The organism is Methylophaga sulfidovorans, assembly GCF_900114205.1.
GTDB lineage: Bacteria > Pseudomonadota > Gammaproteobacteria > Nitrosococcales > Methylophagaceae > Methylophaga > Methylophaga sulfidovorans.
In genome coordinates this window covers 1-19,945 of sequence record NZ_FOSH01000015.1, presented here as the reverse complement: position 1 = coordinate 19,945, position 19,945 = coordinate 1, and the positions used below count along the sequence as shown (strand labels likewise).

Sequence of the window (19,945 nt, the reverse complement as noted above, 5' to 3'; positions counted from 1 at the left end):
AAAACCGCGCCATCAGTTTAGTGACAGGAAGATATCCCAAAGGTTCAAGGGAAAAATAAGACAAGCTCAAGAACTGAAATAATGGCAGTTTAAAGTTGATACTCCAAGACCTAGGCGTGTAGCCAACGTCAACAACTTACAGCGTAGAGCACCATATAGATAGACTTAATAAATTCATCAGGATGTGGTGGCTTATACTTGACCATTAGTGATACTTCTCATCATTAAGCATCTGTATCTTCAACCCACTCTCGCGCTGATGGCGAGTTTGAATGGTATGACGCAGCGTGCCTTCTTTACTCAGAATAAACACCTGTTGTTTGGCACGGGTAATCGCGGTGTACAGCAGTTCACGGTTAAGAATAGGACTGATTTCATCCGGTAATAAAATACTGACGCTATCAAACTCTGAGCCCTGGCTTTTATGCACCGTCATGGCAAATGCGGTTTCATGAGCGGGAAGCCGGTTAATCGGCACCCAACGCACTTCCTCATCAAAACAAAAACAGGCGCGGAGCTGGCCGCTATCGTCATACAAAATAATGCCGGTATCGCCATTAAACAGTCGTTGCCGATAATCGTTTTGGGTGATCATGATCGGTCTGCCAGCATAAAACGGTAAGCTGGTTCGCCAGCCGCGTTGTGCTAATAAACGCATCAGCAGGCGATTAACCGATAACACCGATTGTGGCCCTTGTTTTAAGGCGGCCAAAATTCTGAATGCATCAAACGCTGCTACCACCGTTTGCGGAGTTTGTTTAGACTCAACCGCGTCGATAAAGGCTTGGTAACCTCTTATAAATCGTGATTGTTGCTGGCTTTCATCAGTGTCATACCAGATATCATTGGCTTCTGGATTCAATAAAGCCAGTGACGCTAACACATCACCATCATTTACCTGTTTAGCTAATTGCCCAATGCTGCTGTCTTTATCAAAACGGTAACTGTGTTGCAGACGTACAAAGCTATTAAGCAATGTGGATGACGCTGATTTTTCGGTGACTGGAATCTCTAGATCAGGAAACTGCTCACTAAATTCAGCGGTGAACTGGCCCTGTTTGTCTTCACTTAAATTCGCCAGAACAGCACCCGACTCGACTGAGGCTAATTGCTGACTGTCACCTAATAAAATCAGTCTGGCTGACGGCGATAAAGCACGCATTAATTTCGCCATCAAACTGATATCAATCATTGAGGCTTCATCGATAATTAACACATCTAACGGCAGCGGTCGTTCAGCATGGTAACGGCCCTGATCGTTGTGTTCGGTAATACCCAATAAACGGTGCAGAGTTTTGACCTCATAAGCATGTTGCGTACTAATGGATTGCTGCAATCTGGCAGCCGCTTTACCTGTCGGTGCAGCCAAACCAATATGCAGCTCGGGAGATTGCTGCTGCAAACTATTCAGCATGCTTAATACTATCGTGGTTTTACCCGTGCCAGGACCACCGGAAATCACGGCGAACTGTCTGCTTAATGCCACTGCTACAGCGACTTTTTGCCAGTCTGGACCTTCAATCACACTAGTCCAGCGGCCTAAATCTTCATTGAGCTGTTCAAGATCAATATCATTCACAGGCTGTAATCGTTGTTGAATCAGACTGCCGACATCCTGCTCATCACGGTAATAGCGATAAAGATAAAGCAAACCCTGCTCTGTCAGAATCAGCGGGGTGTAATCGCCGGGTTGCCCGACTGTTTTGGCTAATGACAAAATTTCCATCCAGTCATCCACACTTTCTGGTAATACCGATTTCAGTGGCTGACAAAATGTCGGTAATTGCTGCAAATTCAGGCAAACATGACCTTCAGCAATTGCTTCTGATAATAATGCTGCCGTGATACTCACCACCGGGCGCATACCCTGCTCTTTACGATCAATATAAGCAGCAAACTGGCAGGCTAATTCGCTTAAACCGTGCTGGTGTAATAACTTCAGCAAATCAGACATCGCCTACCTCAGACATGCACAGATCAAGTGCCTCTAGTAATGCTGAAGATGGCCGCTCAAAATACACGCCTGCTTGCCCCCAATCTGGATGCATGCCACGAATGAATAAGTAATAGACCCCACCAAAATGCTGTTCAGGGTTATAGTCAGACAATCGTGTTTTTAAATAACGATGCAAAGCCAGGCTGTAAATCAGATATTGCAAGGGGTAACTATGTGCCACCATTGCCTCATCCAGCGGTGCTTGTTGATAATTTTCTGCCCGAGTCCCTAACCAATTGGATTTATAGTCGGCAATATAAAAGCGACCATCCTGCTCAAACACCAGGTCGATAAAGCCCTTCATAAAGCCACTCAAATCAGCGAAATGTAATGATTTCACGATAGGATTGAGAATCGGGTAGTCACCCACAAAGGGCAGTAAGGTGTCTTTTAAACGTTTTGTTGTCAAATGCGTCACTGGAAAGAAAAATGCCATTTCATCTAAACGCTGCTGTGGCTGAATATCACGTAAGGTCAATCCGCTTTGCTTATCTAATGACGTGGTGACAACGGCTTCTAACCAGGATGACACGGTGGCAGACCATTCTGTGTCAATGCCAAATTGGCTTAGCGTTTTATCCACCAGCACGTTGAGTTCTTCATTCTGCTGCTGGAAATCCCAGTGCTCAAACAAGCTATGTAAACAGGTACCCGCATTAGCGCCTTTTGGAAAACCAAAACGATCCTGGCGTGGTTCACTGTTAGGCGTTTCCACTAGGAGCAAGGGTGCGTCATGGTCTGGTAACTCCATATGCTGGCCATGACTGAGGCCAGTAAAGCTGCCGATATGCCATGGTGTCTGAATCAGCCCCTGAAACTGTCGGGCCTGTAATGTCTCTGCTATCGTTTCAGCTTGTTTGACGATAGGCGCTGCTTCCAGATCCCAGTTCACCTTATTCATATTCACATTTTGTGCGTTGACCATATCTTGCAAATCTTGCTGCATCTGACCCGCATCAACACTCTCTAACTCGGGATGAAGTAGCTGAAACAACGCACTCTGTTGCACATTTTTCACCGGTGCCCATACAATCACACAGCGCTCACGAGCACGGGTCAATGCCACATAAAGTAAACGTAAATCCTCGGCTTGCTGCTCTTCAGCCACAATCGGCTGAGCTTCAGAAAAACCAGGTTCACCAAATGCCACACAAGCTTGATTATCGTCTTCACGGTGAAAGGTCATCACAGTAGGTGACTGATTGAACTGGCTCTGATGCCAAAGGAAGGGACAAAACACAATCGGGTATTCCAGCCCCTTACTGGTGTGGATAGTAATGACTTTGACCAGTTGCTCATCACTTTCCAGACGAATCTGAGCTGCATCGCCACTTTTATCCGCCGCCTGACGCTGTGAAGCTAACCACATCAAAATGGCTTCCATCGTATTATTGCGTCGTGTCGCATGTGCCTGAATCAGTTCGGCTAAATGCAATAAGTTAGTTAATTGTCGTTCGCCATCCGCCAAAGCTAACCAGCGACGCTGCACGTCCAGTGCAGCAATTAAGGCTCGGAACATCACAATAAATCCAGATTGCTGCCACTGCTCATGCAGAGAAACAAAGAAATCGGTTTGTTGTAACCAAAGCTGTTCGTCTTGTTGTAACTGAAAGATATCCAATGCCGTTTTGGCAAATAGTGGCGTGGCTAAAGCCGTGGCAATCAAGCTGTCATTGCTTGGTTGAGCAATCGCCATTAAGACCCGCTCCAACATCACTGCCTGAGAGGTTTCAAACACACTGTCACGCGACTGTTGCACACTGTTCACACCACGAGCACGTAAAGCTTGTTGAATCGTTGTAGCTTGTTTGTGACTCCTGACTAAGATCGCAATATCGCCACCATTCAAGCGACGCTGGCTGCCATCTTTATCGGTCAGTATGACCTCACCAGCAGCAGATTTATTCAATAAATCAGCTATCTGATCAGCAGTAATATCTGCTGCATTTTGCATCATATTACTGACATTAAATGGCTTGTCAGATGCCATCCATACCCACGATAAGGGCGACATGGCTTGTCCAGTGATGGTTAAACACGCCTCATCAGGACGTGCAGCCTTAACCGGTAGAAACGGAATGTCTTCATATAAAAAAGGCTGTGGTACGCGTTCGAACAGATGATTAACGGCCTGCACTAAACGTGGATGAGATCGCCAGTTAGTATCCAGATTAAACTCATTGGCAGCAGCATGCTTGGCCTGCAGATAAGTGAAAATATCAGCGCCACGAAAGCTGTAAATCGCCTGTTTAGGATCGCCGACAAAAAACACGGGCTGTTCGGTATTTGCAAAAATCGTGTGAAAACAATCGTATTGAATCGGATCAGTATCCTGAAACTCATCAATCAATGCTGCTTGAAACTGTTCACGAATTTTAGCCATCAGCTTATCTGCCTGCGGTCCGTGAAGCGCCTGTTGCAGATTAAGCAGCAGATCATCAAAAGCCTGCAGTTTTAATTGCTGCTTGCGTTTAGGTAGCTCACTCGCCAGATAATCTGCCAACTGCTGACGTAATTGTTGTAACTGCAAAGAACGGGCTGTTTGCAACTGTTGATCCGTATCAAGCAAAGCATCACATGCCCGCCATAAACTCAGTTCAGGTAACTCCTGCCCTTTTTTTAATGCCTGACTCAGTTCAGCCTGACCAAACTTGGCAAACTTCTCGAATAAGCCCGCCTGTTTTCCAGCCTGCATTAGGCTATCCATTTCAGCTATCCAGCTGCTGACACTGGCAGTACGATATTTATTACCGTTAAGTAAATTTTTGTCCTGCAATACAGCAATGGCTTCATCACGCTGTTGCCACCACAGCGACTGAACGTGGTCGAACTGCTCATTAAATAAGTTTTGTAATGGTTCAGCCGCCATCTCCGGTAATGGGATGACTTCAAGATAAGGCTTGCCGATCACACTGCTCACCGACTGCAATAAACTTTCCGGGTTTTGGCGTTTTTGTAATAAATATCGAGCAAAGGCTTTATCAGCTGAGCTGATATGGCGACGCCAGAAGTCATCGGCTACCGCTTGTCGAAGCTCTTGTTCGTCAGCCACCATTTCCATATCAAAAAAATGGCCGCTCTCAAATGCAAAATCCTGTAGGGCACGCTGACAAAATCCGTGAATGGTGTAGATAGCTGCTTCATCAAAACTTTGAATCGCCAGTTGCAAACGTTTTATCGCCTGAGGATCTGCTTGCTCTTGTTGGCTCAGTTGTTTACGTTCATCAACCAGTCGTGCCCGTAAACGTCCTCGTAACTCTTCGGTCGCTGCACGGGTATAAGTCACTACCAGAATCTGGCTGACCTCCAGTTTTTGTTCTACCACCAGTCGGCAATAAAGCTCTGCCAGCGTAAACGTTTTGCCAGTACCAGCACTGGCTTCAATCAGATTAATGCCTTTGAGTTCAACCGTATTCACATCAAATTGGGCGCTCATAATTGCCCTCCTTGAATGTGTTGTTGAATAGGCTCGTACACTTGCAAAGCAATGTCAGCAAAGCGTTCATCCAAAGGATTAGCAGGGAAACAGCATTGATAATAGGCATCATCCTGCTCTGCCATCACAAATTCACCGGCTGGGGCCCAGCTTCGTTCAGCAGCTTGCTGGGCTTTTTCTGGTTTATCACTCAAGGCTTGTTTGGCATAAGCCAGACTGGTTTTATCAAACAAAGGCAACGGTTGCTGACAGCCTTGCCAATATAAGTTCAGGTAATGTTCTAATAAAAACTGAGCGTCGAGGACTGGGGTGAAGGTGATCTCTTCATCTTCAAACACCAGTTGTGTTTCCAGTGTCACGCCTTCGGGTTTAACAATATTGAGAATCAAATGCTCTAACCAGCCGTTGATCAGATCACGTCCTTTTTTACGTGATAAACGGTATCGCAATAATCCTGAGGCACTCAGCTTATCGAGCTGACCACTCAGCGTGAATTTGCCAATATCTAATTCAAATGGCACAGCAGGAAGACGCTGCTCAGTTAAATATGGCGTTAAGGTATCAAGAAACGCCTCGACTTTCTGATTCTCCTGTTGCAGCCATTCATCACCAAACTCACCTTGCGGTAACATGCCCGTCGCCTGCACCAGCTCAGACATATTCAGATCAGGCGTGTCACTCAGTTTGTTTTCTAATAACCACTGCCTTAGCTGCCACGCTTCCAGCCCATTTAATTCAAACGGTTCTCGGCTGCTGAGTTCATCTTCATCCAGTTCCAATCTGACACCCAGTCGTTCACGGCAAAGGAATCTAGCCGGATGCATAAAAAACTGATTAAGTTGTATCAGACTGATATCACGCCATGAGTCATCCGCTTCTGGCAACGGCTCTGCAAACCAGTCTTGAGGTGCTGTTATTACCTGAGAAACCGGACATTGCAAGGCATTAAAACTAAACAGTTTCTTATGTTGCTGATCAAAATAACGGCGGCTAAATGCCTGTAAGGGATGATGAGTCACTAGCTGATTTATTACCGACTGGCCTTGCTCATCGATAAATCGCTCATCCAGATAATCCAATAAATCACTAATTAACACAGACGGTGGAATCTCGGCATTATCCGTAATGCTGGCACCGATATAACTGATATAAAGTGTTTGCTGAGCGGATAATAAAGCTTCAAGGAACAGATATCGGTCATCATCACGCCGGGAACGATCACCTTCACGATGATGGTGTGCCAGTAAATCAAAACCTAAACTGGGTTGGCGGCGTGGGAAAACATCATCGTTCATTCCAATCAGGCAGACCACATCAAAGGGAATGCTACGCATCGGCACCATGCCGCAGAAGGTAACGCCATGGCCCATAAAACGATGGCTGTTATCCAACGGTTCCAGATGTGATTGCTGCCAGCTTAAGATCACGTCGATGCCAAGTGGCTCATCAAATTCGGCCAGTTCAGTACTTTCAATCATGCGATCGAGTTGGGTACGAATAGAGATCAGCTCGCGTTCTGCCAATGGATCATCCAGATGCTCGGCATCAAAAAAGCTATCCAGACACAGATTAAGCTGCTGTTGCCAATCCTGTGGTGTGCGAGGCTGAGCTAACCATTGTCGCCAGTTATCCAGTGTCGCAATAAACTGCGAAACTGATGCCACAATTCTGGCTTTATCCCCACTAATGCCATCCATCGCCAGTTGGCCATCAAACAAACGCCATGGCTCGCCCTGCTCTGTCAGAGGCATCGCATAGCCCAGTAACAAACGGTCTAATCCGGCACGCCAGGTATTGGCGTCATTAGCGGGTAAATCCAATGCCATTTTATCTTTGGCATCATGGCCCCAACGAATTCGGGTTTGCTGACACCATTCACGCAGCCATAACAAGGCATTTTCATCGAGCTGGAAACGTTGCTGGATGGCTGGGCATTCCAGTAATGCCAGCACACTTTCCACATCAAACCGTGACTGTGGCAAAGCCAGAATACTAAACCAGGCGTTGAGTAAAATACTCTCCTGCTGGCCGCTGCTATCAGCAATACTAAAAGGAATAGCATGGGCGGGATCAGCTGCTCCGAATACAGCTTCAATCCACGGTGCATACACATCAATATCCGGCGTCATCACCACAATATCGGTGGGTGATAAATCAGGGTGCTGTTCAAATAAAGCCAGTAATTGATCCTGCAAAATTTCCATTTCCCGCATCGGGCTATGACAGACCTGAATCAGAATAGAGTTATCGTCAGCACTCGCCACTTGCTGCTCACCGACCTCCAGCTCAAACATATCGCTTTTCAACATGCCAAGCATGGTGTCTGGTATGGGCTCAACAAAACAGGTCTCAGCTTCATGAGGCAAGTCCTGACATTGGCGAAAAAACTCCTGACCTTGTTTGCCTAAGCTTGCCAATAAAGGGTGACCCACATCCGCATTCAATTCTGGTTCGGGATCGTCCAGCATCAATTCCAACTGCTGACGTTGTTGCTGTTTAGCATCAATCAAATCACCCCAATAATGCTGACTGGGTGATAAATAAAACAGTGTGATATCTACAAACTTCGCCATCAGAGCAAAGGTCTGTAAATAAACGGGTGGCAGCGAAGAAATACCAAAAATACTGAGTCGCTCTGGCAGACCTGCTGGCTTTTCTGTAGCTGTTTGTAAAAGCTGATTGAGCTGGTTTAACAATCTGGCCCGATGCATGGGTTCAGCATCGTCAGCTGTTATTTTCTGCCACAGATGCCCTTGCCAGTTTGCGCTTTCTCCCTGCTCCCACTCGGCTATCCAGTCCGGTCGATACATCAGATATTGGTCATAGGTATCGGCCAGCCGTTCAGCTAACTGAAAACGTTTTAACTCATCTGTTTGCTCACCCAAATACGCGGCAATAGCCTCAAACTCGGGCTCATTGGCTAACTCAGGCAGCATAGCAAATAAACGCCAGCTAATCGGCGCTTTGGCATAGGGAGAATGTAAAGGAATATCGGGCCAGATTTGTCGAAACAAGCGCCAGATATAGGCTGAAGGAAAAGGAAACTCCGTATTGGCAGCAATGCCCTGCTCATTGGCAATAAATAACGACAGCCAGCGAGCCAGCTCGTTACTTTGCACAATAATATTTTCCTGCTCAAACGGGCTGAGCGGTTCAGACTGAAGCTGTTCAGCAAGCCAGGCAGCAAGTTGTCTGCTGTCATTACTGTAAACAATCTTCAGCATGTGGATTCCTTCACGTCAAAAGCCACATATTACGGGATGTAGCAGTTGAAACAAACTGCTTTTCTTATTCTCGGCATCATCGTCTTATTTTCAAAAAATGTCGTGTGAAAACCAGAGTAGATATCAGCAAACACTTCGTGATGATTTTGGTTACCACATTTCCATCTCTCCAGTTTGTGTTCTGCCTCACATTATTTTGAATATTCATAACATTGTCATAATCCATCACTAGCCTAGTCGTCGATATCTATTAGCTGATTTGGAGGAAACGTGAAAAACACATATAAATTACTACTCGCTTCGATGCTAGCAGCGATGTACAACGCACCTGTTATGGCAGCAGATTGTATTTCTGGTGGCACAACTGCCTCACCGACTCTTCTTTGTAATTCGACAGACAGCAATAACATTGATGACAGCCGTGATAATTTATCGGTGACTGTTGAAAATGGTGCAGAAATCGTCGATGAAAAAGATCGTCCTGTGCAACTGAAAGGTTCAAACCAATCTCTCAACAACGCTGGTCTTATCGAAAGTGGCGATGATGATGCTATTCGCGGTAAAGGCGCCAATCTGACCGTTGATAACTCTGGCACAATTATTGGTGGTAGCCGTGGCATTCGTCTGCAGGATGATGCCAATAACTTCACGTTAATTAACCGTGAAACAGGAAAAATCTTTGCTGAAAAACAAGCAGTAAGATTAGATAATGACGCTGAACTGGAAAATGCACATATCACCAATTACGGTCTTATTGAAAGTGAAAAAGGCCGTGCTATTCAGAGTCGTGGTCCAGACACAACAGTCATTAACCACGGTACCTTACGTGGAAATGAAGAAGTGATTGAAGCACGTGAAGACTTCACACTGGAAAATCACGGCACTATCGCTCTGAATGGCTTGTCATGGGATGCAGGCACAAAAACCTGGACAAACTCAGGCGCGAGTGATGATGAAGATGGTGTTCAATTTGCCAGCGGCACCGCAGATAACTATGGCGTTATCTTGGGAACAGATGACGGCATCGATATTGATGAAGGTAAAGTGCATAACCATGCTACAGGCGTCATCGTTTCTACCGGCACCGAGAGTGATCCACTTAATGGTGGTAATGGCATAGATATCGATCCAGTATTTGAACCAACCAAAGGTGATGACCGCGTCGCTGGTCCACTGACTATCGTCAATGAAGGTTATATCGAAGGCGTTCATGCTATTGGTTCAGATGAAGCCAGTACTTCAGAAGTCACCGTCACCAACAGTGGTACGTTAGTTGGTCGTTCTGGCACAGCTATCCATTTTGCGCCCAATCAAGGCAACAGTAGTCTGACGCTGACAGGTAATAGTGACATTATCGGTGATGTGATGTTTGGTAGCGGTGACGACATGGTGATCGTCGATGGACTCACTACTACTGGTCAACTAAGCTCAGGCATCTTTGATGGTGGTGAAGGCATCAACAGCATTTTCTTCAATGATTTCGAATTGTCAGATATTTTGTCATTTGAAATTTCTGATGCGCTTGTCTACCTGTCATTAGGCGTGGATAGTGGCGAATTACTATCAGGCAAGTTCAAAAACTTCTCATCATGGGGTTTTGGTAGTGATGGCATGTTCTCTACTGAGTACCTTGCTAGCCAGTTCTCTAACCCAAGTGCCGTGCCTTTACCTGCGGCATTGCCACTATTTGCTTTTGGCCTGATTGGCATGTGGGCTGGTCGTTCACGTCTTACGGGTTCTAAAGCAGCTTAGTTTATCTAGACTGTAGAAGCCTTAATCTTTAAAGTTCAGGGTCAGTGCATGCACTGACCCTGAATTATTTTAGGGGTCATAAAAATGCTTATTAAGGCAGCGACCACCTAAATTAGGTATGTTAGTGTCTCACTCACTATCTCAGTGTCAGGAAGAGGCCAGTTTTGAATTATCGTCATATTCTATTGTTCACTTTTTTGTTGCTACTTCAGGCATGTTCATCCATACCGACCACACAAAGCCGAATCGATACCGCACAGCAACTTGCTCATAAACAGCAGTGGCAAGGCCAGGTTATCAAAACATCAGCATTTAACTTACAAAGCTTTGTTCCTAAAAACAGCAAACCATCAAAACGTTTAACGATTTATATCGAAGGCGATGGTTTAGCCTGGTTAAGTCGCCGAAAAATATCCTCCGATCCCACCCCCATCGATCCACTTGTACTTAAGCTTGCTTTACAAGATAAAAATGCCGTCTATCTGGCTCGCCCCTGTCAGTATGTCTGGTCTGAGCGTTGTGGCAGCGACTTATGGACCTCGGCCCGATTTTCATCTGACGTATTAACGGCCATGAACCAAGCTGTCACTGATCTGAAAAATCAATTTAACGCTTCTTCAATACGGCTGATTGGTTATTCAGGTGGTGGTGCCATTGCTACTTTATTAGCTGCTGAACGAGCTGATGTTGATCAACTAATTACTGTGGCAGGTAATATTGATACCACTGCCTGGACAAATCTGCATCACATATCCCCCTTAACAAGCTCATTAAATCCTGCTGAGCAGTGGCAAGCCTTGCAAGAAAAACCACAAATTCACTTTGTCGGCAGTGAGGATAAAATCATGCCTGAGGCGGTTGCCAAGTCATATCAACAGCATTTTCCAAACTCCAAGCAACCCGGAGTCAGAGTGATTACCGGTATGACTCATCACTGCTGCTGGGCTGAGCACTGGCCTGAGTTATTGATGGAAATTTCCGCGCCTTAAGACGTAATCGAACTGCCATAAAAAAAGCCCCAACTGCTTCCAGTTGGGGCTTTTTATTTCAATAGAGCTTTAGCCTAGAAAGACCAACGCATTTTCACTGATGCTGTTTGGTTTAAAAAGTCTTCACGACCTTCTACATAATATTGGGCCGTGATATCGGTGTAGTCATTGACGTTAACTGATACACCCATAATAGTCTGGTTATAAAATCGTTATCTGTTTAGTTAGCTGATAGCCGACTTTTCGTATAGTTTTAATAGGGAATTGAAAGTCGTTTGAGGTGAAGCGTTGGCGTATACGTGAGATATGTAAATCCACACTCCGACTATCTGTTGGATAACTAGACTTACCTAACGCATAGTGAAGTACTTCACGCGTGGTCGCCTTACCCTGCATGGAGTGTTCAACGAGTAATGTCAGAATCTTCAGTTCACTGTTGTTTAGCGTGTGCTGCTCACCATCTGGGGTTATCAATAACCAATTCACGATATCAAGCTGCCATGAATGCTTTTGCTCCGGCTTATCTGCCATTAATGCTCGAAAACGATTATTGATCACTGCCAATAATTCACGAATATCGATGGGTTTTGCCAAATAATAATCTGCACCAGAACTCAGGCCAAGTACGCGATGCTCAACCGCCCCTAACGCAGAGATCATTACCACATCAATACGCCGGTTGAGCTTTAAACGACTGACGATATTGAGTCCACTGTCGTCAGGTAGTTTGACATCAAGTAACACTATATCGGCATTAAAATGGCTCAGGACTGTGTCCATTTCTTGCGCTGAGGCAGCTTCTTCCACCTGCAGCCCTTCATTCATCAGGAGCACTTTTATTGCAACACGAAAATCAGCATCGTCATCAACAAGTAAAATCCGAGGTTTAGGCATTGAGCACCTCGGGTTTGGGCAACTTCACGGTAAACACAGTAAGCTCATCACAGTTCAGCATAATATGGCCATTATGTCGGTCACAAATTCGTTTAACAAAATACAATCCTAAGCCAGAGCCGCCATCCGCCTTGTTATGATCGACTCGGTAATATTTATCGAATAAATATTGATGATGCTGTTCTGCGATACCGGGCCCATCATCACTGACATGAATAATATAAGCATCAGCCTCAGCAAGAAGGGTTACGGTGACGGAGTCTTTTTGGCGAGCATGTTTGCAGGCATTTGATATAAGGTTAGAAAATAAAACCGGTAAAAAGATAGCTTCGCCCATGACTTTTGCATCGGTCGTTAATGATGACTGAAAGTGGACGCCAAACTCGTGGCTAACGTCTTTTAAGGTTTGAGTTAAAGAGAGAAGTTCCAGATCCGATTGGTTATGCTCAATAGCGTGGGCTATCCATTCGTCATTTAGACATCGATCAACTAAAGTGGTCAGCCGCCCGGAAACCTCTTTGATGCGTAGTAAGCTGTCTTCCACTGAAGGTGCTTTTTCCTTTTGTAATATTAATACGACATCAGCGTTAGCATTTATAGCAGCAATGGGGGCTTTGAATTCGTGCGATAACATTGAGATAAAATGTTGTTGTTCCTGAAGTGATTTATGAGCGATATCCCGTGCTTTACTGAGCTTGCTCATTTGTTGCCGTAACTGATGCTGTAATTTTTCCGAGGTCAATACGATAAAGCCGACAGTAGTTATTATAGTGCTAATGATAGCCGTCAGAAAAATCATATAGCCCTGGTTAAAGTCTAAGAAATTGATATTACGGACGGGGTCATACATAGCCGAAATTAGCCGCCCCAGGCTAATTATTCCTATCAGAAAAAAACTCAATGCAACCCCGAAACGGCCAGGTAAGTTTTTTGCTTTTCCCCATAAGCTATAACTCGTCATGAAGGCCAAGATAGCGACACAAGAAGCTGAAATAATAATGCGTTCAGGGAGATATTGGTCGTCTAAGTAGAACACCAATAATGCAGAGACTATCGCCACAACACCAGAAGGAACAAGCCATGCTGGTTTCAAATCAGCCAATAATCGTGATGCTTGATAATAAAAAAGCATGGAGAGGAAGTAAGCTATATTCGACACCATAATAGATAAGGTGTGATCGATAATGTCCCTCATCACTAAAAAGATTGAAGCAATAGCTTGAAAGCCTGCACCCATGGCAGCATATTTCAAACCTTCAACCTCTTTGAGTAGACGATAAAACAGAAATAAGATTATTGCTGAGACGATGGCGGTAATGGCCAGGATAAGAATTGTCGTTCGAAGATCTGGTAACAAAAGTAACTCACTCTTACAAATGACATTAATGGATTATGTCTAGTGGTTGCATCAATTAGGCTACTGCATAATTAAAATAAAAACAGATTATGACAAACCATTGCCATAAAGTGAAAAAAAACGATCTAATGATAACTTCTCTTCTCAGCATAATGTCCGTTTCAGCATATCAACTCAGAGAAATATTTTATGAGTCTAATCTAAAGATTGATGCCACTTTCACGTCAATTATGTGTCAATAGAAGCAGTGCAAAATAATCGAGGGACGAATATGACGAAGATATACCAGAAAAAAGACGAGACTATTTCTGAGCTTGATGAACTGCAATATCATGTCACTCAGCAATGTGGCACCGAGCCCCCTTTTAATAACGCCTATTGGGATAATAAAGAACCGGGCATCTATGTTGATGTCGTCTCCGGTGAGCCTTTATTCACCTCATTAGATAAATACGATTCAATGTCCGGCTGGCCTAGTTTTACCCGCCCATTAGATGCCAGTAATATCACTGAACATAGTGACAGCACCTTAGGCATGGTGAGAACTGAAGTACGTTCAAAATATGGTGATTCACACTTAGGGCATGTATTCCCTGACGGCCCCGAAGAACATGGTGGTATGCGCTACTGTATTAACTCGGCTAGTTTACGCTTTATTCCCAAGGACCAGTTAGCTAGTGAAGGTTATGGTGACTTTCTGCCTTTATTTGATAATGATGAATCGACGGAAACTGACACCATCGAAACCGCCATCTTAGCCGGTGGCTGCTTCTGGGGAATGGAAGAACTGTTCCGTCATCAACCTGGGGTGATTAATACCCGCGTTGGCTACACTGGCGGCCATGTTCCCGATGTGACTTATAAAGACGTGAAACAAGGTGATACCGGACATGCGGAAGCAATTGAAGTCGTATTTGATTCTTCACAAACCAGCTACCGTGACATTCTTGAGTTTTTCTTTATGGTGCATGATTCGACCACTAAGAACCGCCAGGGAAATGATATTGGTGACAGTTACCGCTCGGCCATTTTTGTTGAAAATAGTGAGCAAGCCAAAGTAGCCGATGAGTTAATAAAAGAACTGAATGCCAGTGGCATTCTACCCGGCCCTATCACCACCGAAGTCACCAAAGCCGGCCCCTTTTACGAAGCTGAACCAGAACATCAAGACTATTTACAGCATTACCCTAATGGCTATACCTGTCATTGGATCCGTAAGGATTGGAAGTTGAAAAAGTAGCTTTAGCGATAAAATGAATCTCGGGCATTCAATCTGAATGCCCTTTTTTTATCCTTCTTATCACGCTTTCACTGTTTATCATTTATGAAGTTTATTTTTTCATCGCTATTAAATAACCAAAATACCAGGAACGTATTTTGATAATGCTGAACAGCAGTACTGGCCCTCAAATAGAACCGAATTCTTGAAATTGTCACAAAAATAATTAATTAAAGCTATAGGGAAAGAGGCTGTTACGATATTGAATGACAAGCTGATTCACCATACGTATCAAATCAGTATGGCTCCAGACTATTTTGAGTACATTCTAAAAGGATGTCATAGCCAGTATGCATAAATTGCGGCAGGCTATTTTATATTTTAAAGTCACTACTCGCACTGAGTATAATCAACTCCTCTCACAGCGTAAAAAGACATCATATGACCCAACTACCTCTATTTGTACGCCTCATCAGTCTCTGTTTGTTATTGTGGTCACAAGCCAGCCTGGCCTATATGGAAGTCACCTTATTAGGTACGGGAACGCCCCGCCCTGACGCTGAACGGTTTGGCCCAGCCACCTTAATTGAAGTCAAAGGACGTTATTTCTTATTTGATGCAGGCCGTGGCACAACAATACGATTGCAACAAGCCGGTATAGCCCTTAATAAAATTGACCATGTTTTTTTCACACACTTACATTCGGATCATATTTCAGGATTCAGTGATGTATGGTTAACCAGCTGGATCTGGCAACGACCAAAACCAATATCTTTAATTGGCCCAACAGGAACCAATGATTTTGCTCAACATCTACAAAAAGCGTATCAAGCCGATTATAGCTATCGACATAAAAATACCCATTTAGATACAGCAAGCTTTTATCTGCAAAGTCAGGATATCAGCCACGATCAAATCGTCTATGACGAAGATGGTATTACCATTACAGCATTTTTAGTTGATCACTACCCTGTTGTTCCTGCATTTGGCTATCGAATCGACTACGACGAAGAAAGCATCGTTATTTCAGGGGATACAACTTATGCAGATAATGTCGTCAAATATGCAAAGGGTGCTGATTTACTCATTCATGAGATAGCTGCAGCAGACGAAGGCTTATTAACAAGAAACCCACGGTTACAAAAAGTGTTGGAATACCACACTACACCACAACAAATGAGTCGACTCTTACAGGAAAGTAAACCAAGAGCAACCGTCTTGACGCATGTCTTATTGTTTGGCGTTGAAGATGAGACAGTCATTGACCAGATAAAAGCTGATTACCAAGGTGAGCTGCGCATGGGGCATGACTTGATGAAAATCGGGGTGGGTAAACAAATTAATTTTCGTTAACACTTTTGTATCTTAAAAAACCATTACAACTAAGTTGAACTTATCAGTACAAATGGGGATTTGAAAAGCTTCCCTTCCCCCGTCTATTGCCGCTAAAAATTAGCTTTGGTTGATGGGTTAAGTGGTCGAGTGTCTGACCGAAGGGAATTGTCGACCACGCCATCAAACAAGGTTAATTTTTGGATCAAAGGCAATATCGGGTGCCCTTTTGTTTGGTTCGTTTATTTTGGGCATGCACAAATTCGTCTGCAACGAATTTGGACGCCAGAGGCGCCCGTAGGGTGAGTGACAGGGATGTCATGAATCCAATTAAATGAACGCCTCGCAACAACATTTGATGTTAAAACAAGAAACTATCTGTTGGGTTTCGTACCTCAACCCAGCCTACTAAAAGTTCAAGCGGTCTGTCGCTTGATATGCAACTCAGACAAAACAAAGCACTTAATAAACAATATCGTTGAGTCTCTTTTTTCCAAATAAGTTTAAAAGTCTGGCATTCTACATATCATGTAAAAATATAAATATTGAACAGAAAAAAAGTTGTATGAAATCTAGACAAAATATCAAACCTTCTGGCCTAGTTAGTTTTGCTCACCCCATTGATTTTAATTAGAGGCAAAGCTTACATGTCAGACAAGATAAAAAATAACCACACTGAGTCAGATGCCAGCCGCGTGTTGCTGCCAAACGACACCCCTACCAGAACTATATTTAAGTCGAGTTCTCACTGGGCGGTAGTGGGTATATTTTTACTGCTCATTCTGGCCACTATTGCTCACGCTCGCGATTTTCTCGTGCCGGTAGCGCTTGGCGTGTTATTAGCACTGGTGTTTAGTCCTGTGCGGCGTTTCCTTGAGCGGCGCAAGCTACCATCTGCCATCTCCTCGATGATTATTGTAAGTGGACTGATCATGCTAATAGGTTTAGGTTTGAGTACGCTCGCTGATCCCGTACAGAGTTGGATTAAAGAAGCGCCCACCATTGGCTTTAAATTAGAGCAGAAATTGCGCGGTGCCAACAAATCGGCAAAAGCAGTCATAGATGCCGGTAAACAGATCGAGCAGATCACCTCCGTAGAAAATGAAGGAGAGAAAGTCCAGAAGGTCTCAACTCGCGAACCAGGAGTACTTGTAAAACTCGCCACCTCGGTGCCTGAACTTCTGGCGCAAGTGTTGTTCACCCTAGTGTTGCTGTTCTTTCTGTTGGCCTCCGGTGATATGTTTTACGAAAAACTTGTTCATATCATGCCGACCTTCAAAGACAAGCGTAACGCGATCAGAATCAGCTATGACATCGAACGCAAGTTGTCGAATTATTTGTTCACTATTACCCTTATTAACGCTGCACTTGGTGTAGCGATTGGTGTATCAATGTGGCTGCTGGGCATGCCAAATCCGACCTTATTTGGTGTGTTAGCTTTCGCCTTTAATTTTGTGCCATATCTTGGCGCTATTGTCGGAGTTGCGATCACAGCCTTAGTGGGTTTGCTTACCTTTGACCATACCGGTGTTGCGCTGTTGCCGGCCCTGGCTTATTTAATCCTAACTGTTGTTGAAGGACAACTTGCCACACCCTATTTCGTAGGGCGACGGTTAGAGATGAATCCCGTAGTGATTTTTCTCTCGGTCGCATTATGGGCCTGGCTGTGGTCGATTGTGGGTATGCTGGTAGCCGTATCGTTATTGGTCGCTGTTCGCACCTTTTGTGAACATATCCCCAGCTTGCAGGCATTCGGTAATTTTCTTTCGGCACGCGGTAGTGAAAATTTTCATCCAGAAAATTCCGAGACAGAAACCTGATGTGTTACTAGAGGATAAATAGAGATAGTGTCAGGAAAGAGAAACTTGAAATAAAGAAACAAAATCAAACTCTCTGAGCCTATTGATTTTTGAGATAATTCACAATATCGGGCATAGAACTGGATGCCCTTTTTTATGCCCCACAATAATGCCTCTCCCTTCCCTTTCTTTGGCTTCACAAACAAACGCTAGTGAATTTGTACTTAAGCTATTGCCAGAAAACACAAAATAAGTCAGAGTTAAATTTAATTCAGAAAAAATGGCAGGTTTCATGAAGACTAAAAAGTTGGCTCTATTTTTCCAGCCAAGCTCACCATTCTGGCTCTATTTTCCAAAAAAATTAATCGCGTTTTTATTAATAAACAGATACTGGAGAAATCTAAACACGAATTATAGAGCGACTTCTTTAATATTTATTATGAAGCCATCAGCTTCATAAAAGACACTGTTAGCACTACAGGGAGCAAATGAAGACGCACGGATTCATATACTTATTTATCGGCCTTGTTTCTTGCTTGGGGTTATTGCTGGCCTTTGTTTGGGGAATTGAGGTTGGGTTCTCCGTGTCGCAAGATGAGTATGAGAGAAACATAATTCCCGTATTGTCAGTACTGGGCACTTGGGTGGGTGCTTTTGCTACATGTTCGGCGGTTTTGCTTTCTCTTTGGCTTGCCTTTCGACAAATTAACCAAGATAAAGAAATATTAGATTGCCGCCTAGATATGAATTTAATTCCGGGGTATCAAAATGAGCCATGTATCGGTCTTACTGTTGTATCCAAAGGCAATAAGCCCGCAAACATCTTGTCTTTATCATGGTTTGGTGAGGGTGCTAAAACCGCAATCTGGGTTGCACGTTTCAACCAGCACAGTGAAACGCTGCCAAAAGTATTATCTTACGGCCAGCAAATAAACCTCATGCATGTGCCGCATTTTGAACGAGATCTAGCTAAGTATGTTCGTGAGCACATGGATGGTAAATTTGAAAATTTGTATCTTTCGCTAAATACAACAACAGGAAGCACAAAAGTAAAGGTAAAAGAGAGCATGCTTTCCTTAATCAAGAGCAGCGAAAGTGCTAACAAGTAAAGGCAGCGGACACAAAAAGCCTAGCGGCTTTTCGGTCCGCTGCTTTAGGCGTTAGCAGTCAATAATATCAAGCGGAGAGTGAACATGCAGAACGAAGAGAAACTAAAGTATCTAAAGATAGCTCTTTATTTATTTGGCGTCATTTTCATAGTCGGCGTACCTGCAATGATGATGTTTATCTGGCCATCTGGCTGGGGTTGGACACCGGCACAGCCAGAATATGAGCAGATGATTATGGGTATCTACATGACGCTAGGGATATTTTTGATTCGCGCAGCAAAAGATCCTATGGCAAACGCCAGTCTTATCTGGTTTACCGTTTGGTCGAGCATTGTTCATGCTGGGATCATGCTTTTACAAGCCATCGTTGATGAAACTGAACACGCGAATATGCTGGGAGATATTCCAGCGTTGTTCTTAGTGGCTTTTGTCCTCTGGTATTTAATGCCCAAAGTTGAGTAGAACCAATGGGGTCAGAGCCTGTACGATCCCCACAAAAATTATAGCGTTTCAAACAAGTAAGCACTTGATAAATGAAGTGCCCTGACAGACTTCATAAATTCTCTTATCTTCAATTTCGCATATTTATCAGCAATGACTCTAAAACCAATAAAAGGTAATGATAAAACCGAATCCGTTTTCAAACTATTAGCTTGATATTGACGATGATGCTGTGTTTGCCGGGCAGCTAATCCAATCACCATCAGTATCCAGTGGGCAATCGTTGTCAGCAGGATTAACACAGATAATCTCTCTTTATGTGTCGTTTTATTGTATTCAAATCCCTGTCCAAATCGGTGGCTTTTCATATCTCTAAAACCTTCTTCTATTTGCATGC

The 19,945-nt window shown here is 44.0% G+C and carries 12 protein-coding genes and 1 pseudogene; 7 read left to right on the top strand and 6 right to left on the bottom strand.

Annotated elements, in window-relative coordinates:
* Positions 1-205: 205 nt before the first annotated feature.
* Genes recD through recC form a run of 3 tightly spaced genes read right to left on the bottom strand, consistent with a single transcriptional unit; the run spans position 206 to position 8,656 of the window.
* Positions 206-1,954: an exodeoxyribonuclease V subunit alpha gene (recD, locus tag BM232_RS11845; protein WP_091714980.1), complete on the bottom strand. Its 1,749-nt coding sequence runs from the start codon at positions 1,952-1,954 to the stop codon at positions 206-208.
* Positions 1,947-5,432: an exodeoxyribonuclease V subunit beta gene (gene recB / locus BM232_RS11840; protein ID WP_091714977.1), complete on the bottom strand. Its 3,486-nt coding sequence runs from the start codon at positions 5,430-5,432 to the stop codon at positions 1,947-1,949. The genes recD and recB overlap by 8 nt, the downstream gene beginning before the upstream one ends.
* Positions 5,429-8,656: an exodeoxyribonuclease V subunit gamma gene (gene recC, locus BM232_RS11835; protein WP_091714975.1), complete on the bottom strand. Its 3,228-nt coding sequence runs from the start codon at positions 8,654-8,656 to the stop codon at positions 5,429-5,431. Before recC ends, recB begins: the two co-directional genes overlap by 4 nt.
* Positions 8,657-8,926: 270 nt before the next feature.
* On the opposite strand from recC, the gene BM232_RS11830 reads away from it, so the two are divergent.
* Positions 8,927-10,408 carry a hypothetical protein gene (locus BM232_RS11830; RefSeq protein WP_245752934.1) on the top strand — a complete coding sequence of 494 codons (1,482 nt, stop codon included), beginning with the start codon at positions 8,927-8,929 and terminating at the stop codon, positions 10,406-10,408.
* A 164-nt stretch (positions 10,409-10,572) separates the two neighbouring features.
* Positions 10,573-11,397, top strand: coding sequence for an alpha/beta fold hydrolase (locus BM232_RS11825; RefSeq protein WP_091714974.1), 825 nt, complete (start codon positions 10,573-10,575; stop codon positions 11,395-11,397).
* Between the two features lie 201 nt (positions 11,398-11,598).
* Here BM232_RS11825 and BM232_RS11820 read toward each other — a convergent pair whose 3' ends face one another.
* Positions 11,599-12,291, bottom strand: coding sequence for a response regulator transcription factor (locus tag BM232_RS11820; RefSeq protein ID WP_091714973.1), 693 nt, complete (start codon positions 12,289-12,291; stop codon positions 11,599-11,601).
* Positions 12,284-13,648, bottom strand: a complete 1,365-nt coding sequence (locus BM232_RS11815; RefSeq protein WP_091714972.1) for an ATP-binding protein — start codon at positions 13,646-13,648, stop codon at positions 12,284-12,286. The genes BM232_RS11820 and BM232_RS11815 overlap by 8 nt, the downstream gene beginning before the upstream one ends.
* 271 nt (positions 13,649-13,919) lie before the next feature.
* Between BM232_RS11815 and BM232_RS11810 the strand changes: the two genes are divergently transcribed.
* The 5 genes from BM232_RS11810 (at position 13,920) to BM232_RS11790 (ending at position 19,569) form a co-directional block, all read left to right on the top strand.
* Entirely contained in the window at positions 13,920-14,888 is a 969-nt protein-coding gene (locus BM232_RS11810; RefSeq protein WP_091714971.1) for a bifunctional methionine sulfoxide reductase B/A protein, read from the top strand.
* Between the two features lie 420 nt (positions 14,889-15,308).
* The gene (locus BM232_RS11805; RefSeq protein ID WP_091714969.1) at positions 15,309-16,220 is read left to right on the top strand and encodes an MBL fold metallo-hydrolase; all 912 of its coding nucleotides are present in this window, start codon (positions 15,309-15,311) and stop codon (positions 16,218-16,220) included.
* Positions 16,221-16,846: 626 nt separating this feature from the next.
* Positions 16,847-18,019 (top strand): AI-2E family transporter, encoded by a 1,173-nt coding sequence (locus BM232_RS11800; RefSeq protein ID WP_091714967.1) that lies wholly within the window; start codon positions 16,847-16,849, stop codon positions 18,017-18,019.
* A gap of 467 nt (positions 18,020-18,486) precedes the next feature.
* Positions 18,487-19,107 carry a hypothetical protein gene (locus tag BM232_RS11795; protein WP_091714965.1) on the top strand — a complete coding sequence of 207 codons (621 nt, stop codon included), beginning with the start codon at positions 18,487-18,489 and terminating at the stop codon, positions 19,105-19,107.
* An 84-nt stretch (positions 19,108-19,191) separates the two neighbouring features.
* Positions 19,192-19,569 (top strand): DUF6632 domain-containing protein, encoded by a 378-nt coding sequence (locus BM232_RS11790; RefSeq protein WP_091714963.1) that lies wholly within the window; start codon positions 19,192-19,194, stop codon positions 19,567-19,569.
* A 38-nt stretch (positions 19,570-19,607) separates the two neighbouring features.
* Here BM232_RS11790 and BM232_RS11785 read toward each other — a convergent pair.
* A pseudogene (locus BM232_RS11785) lies at positions 19,608-19,945 on the bottom strand (hypothetical protein); the annotation flags it as partial.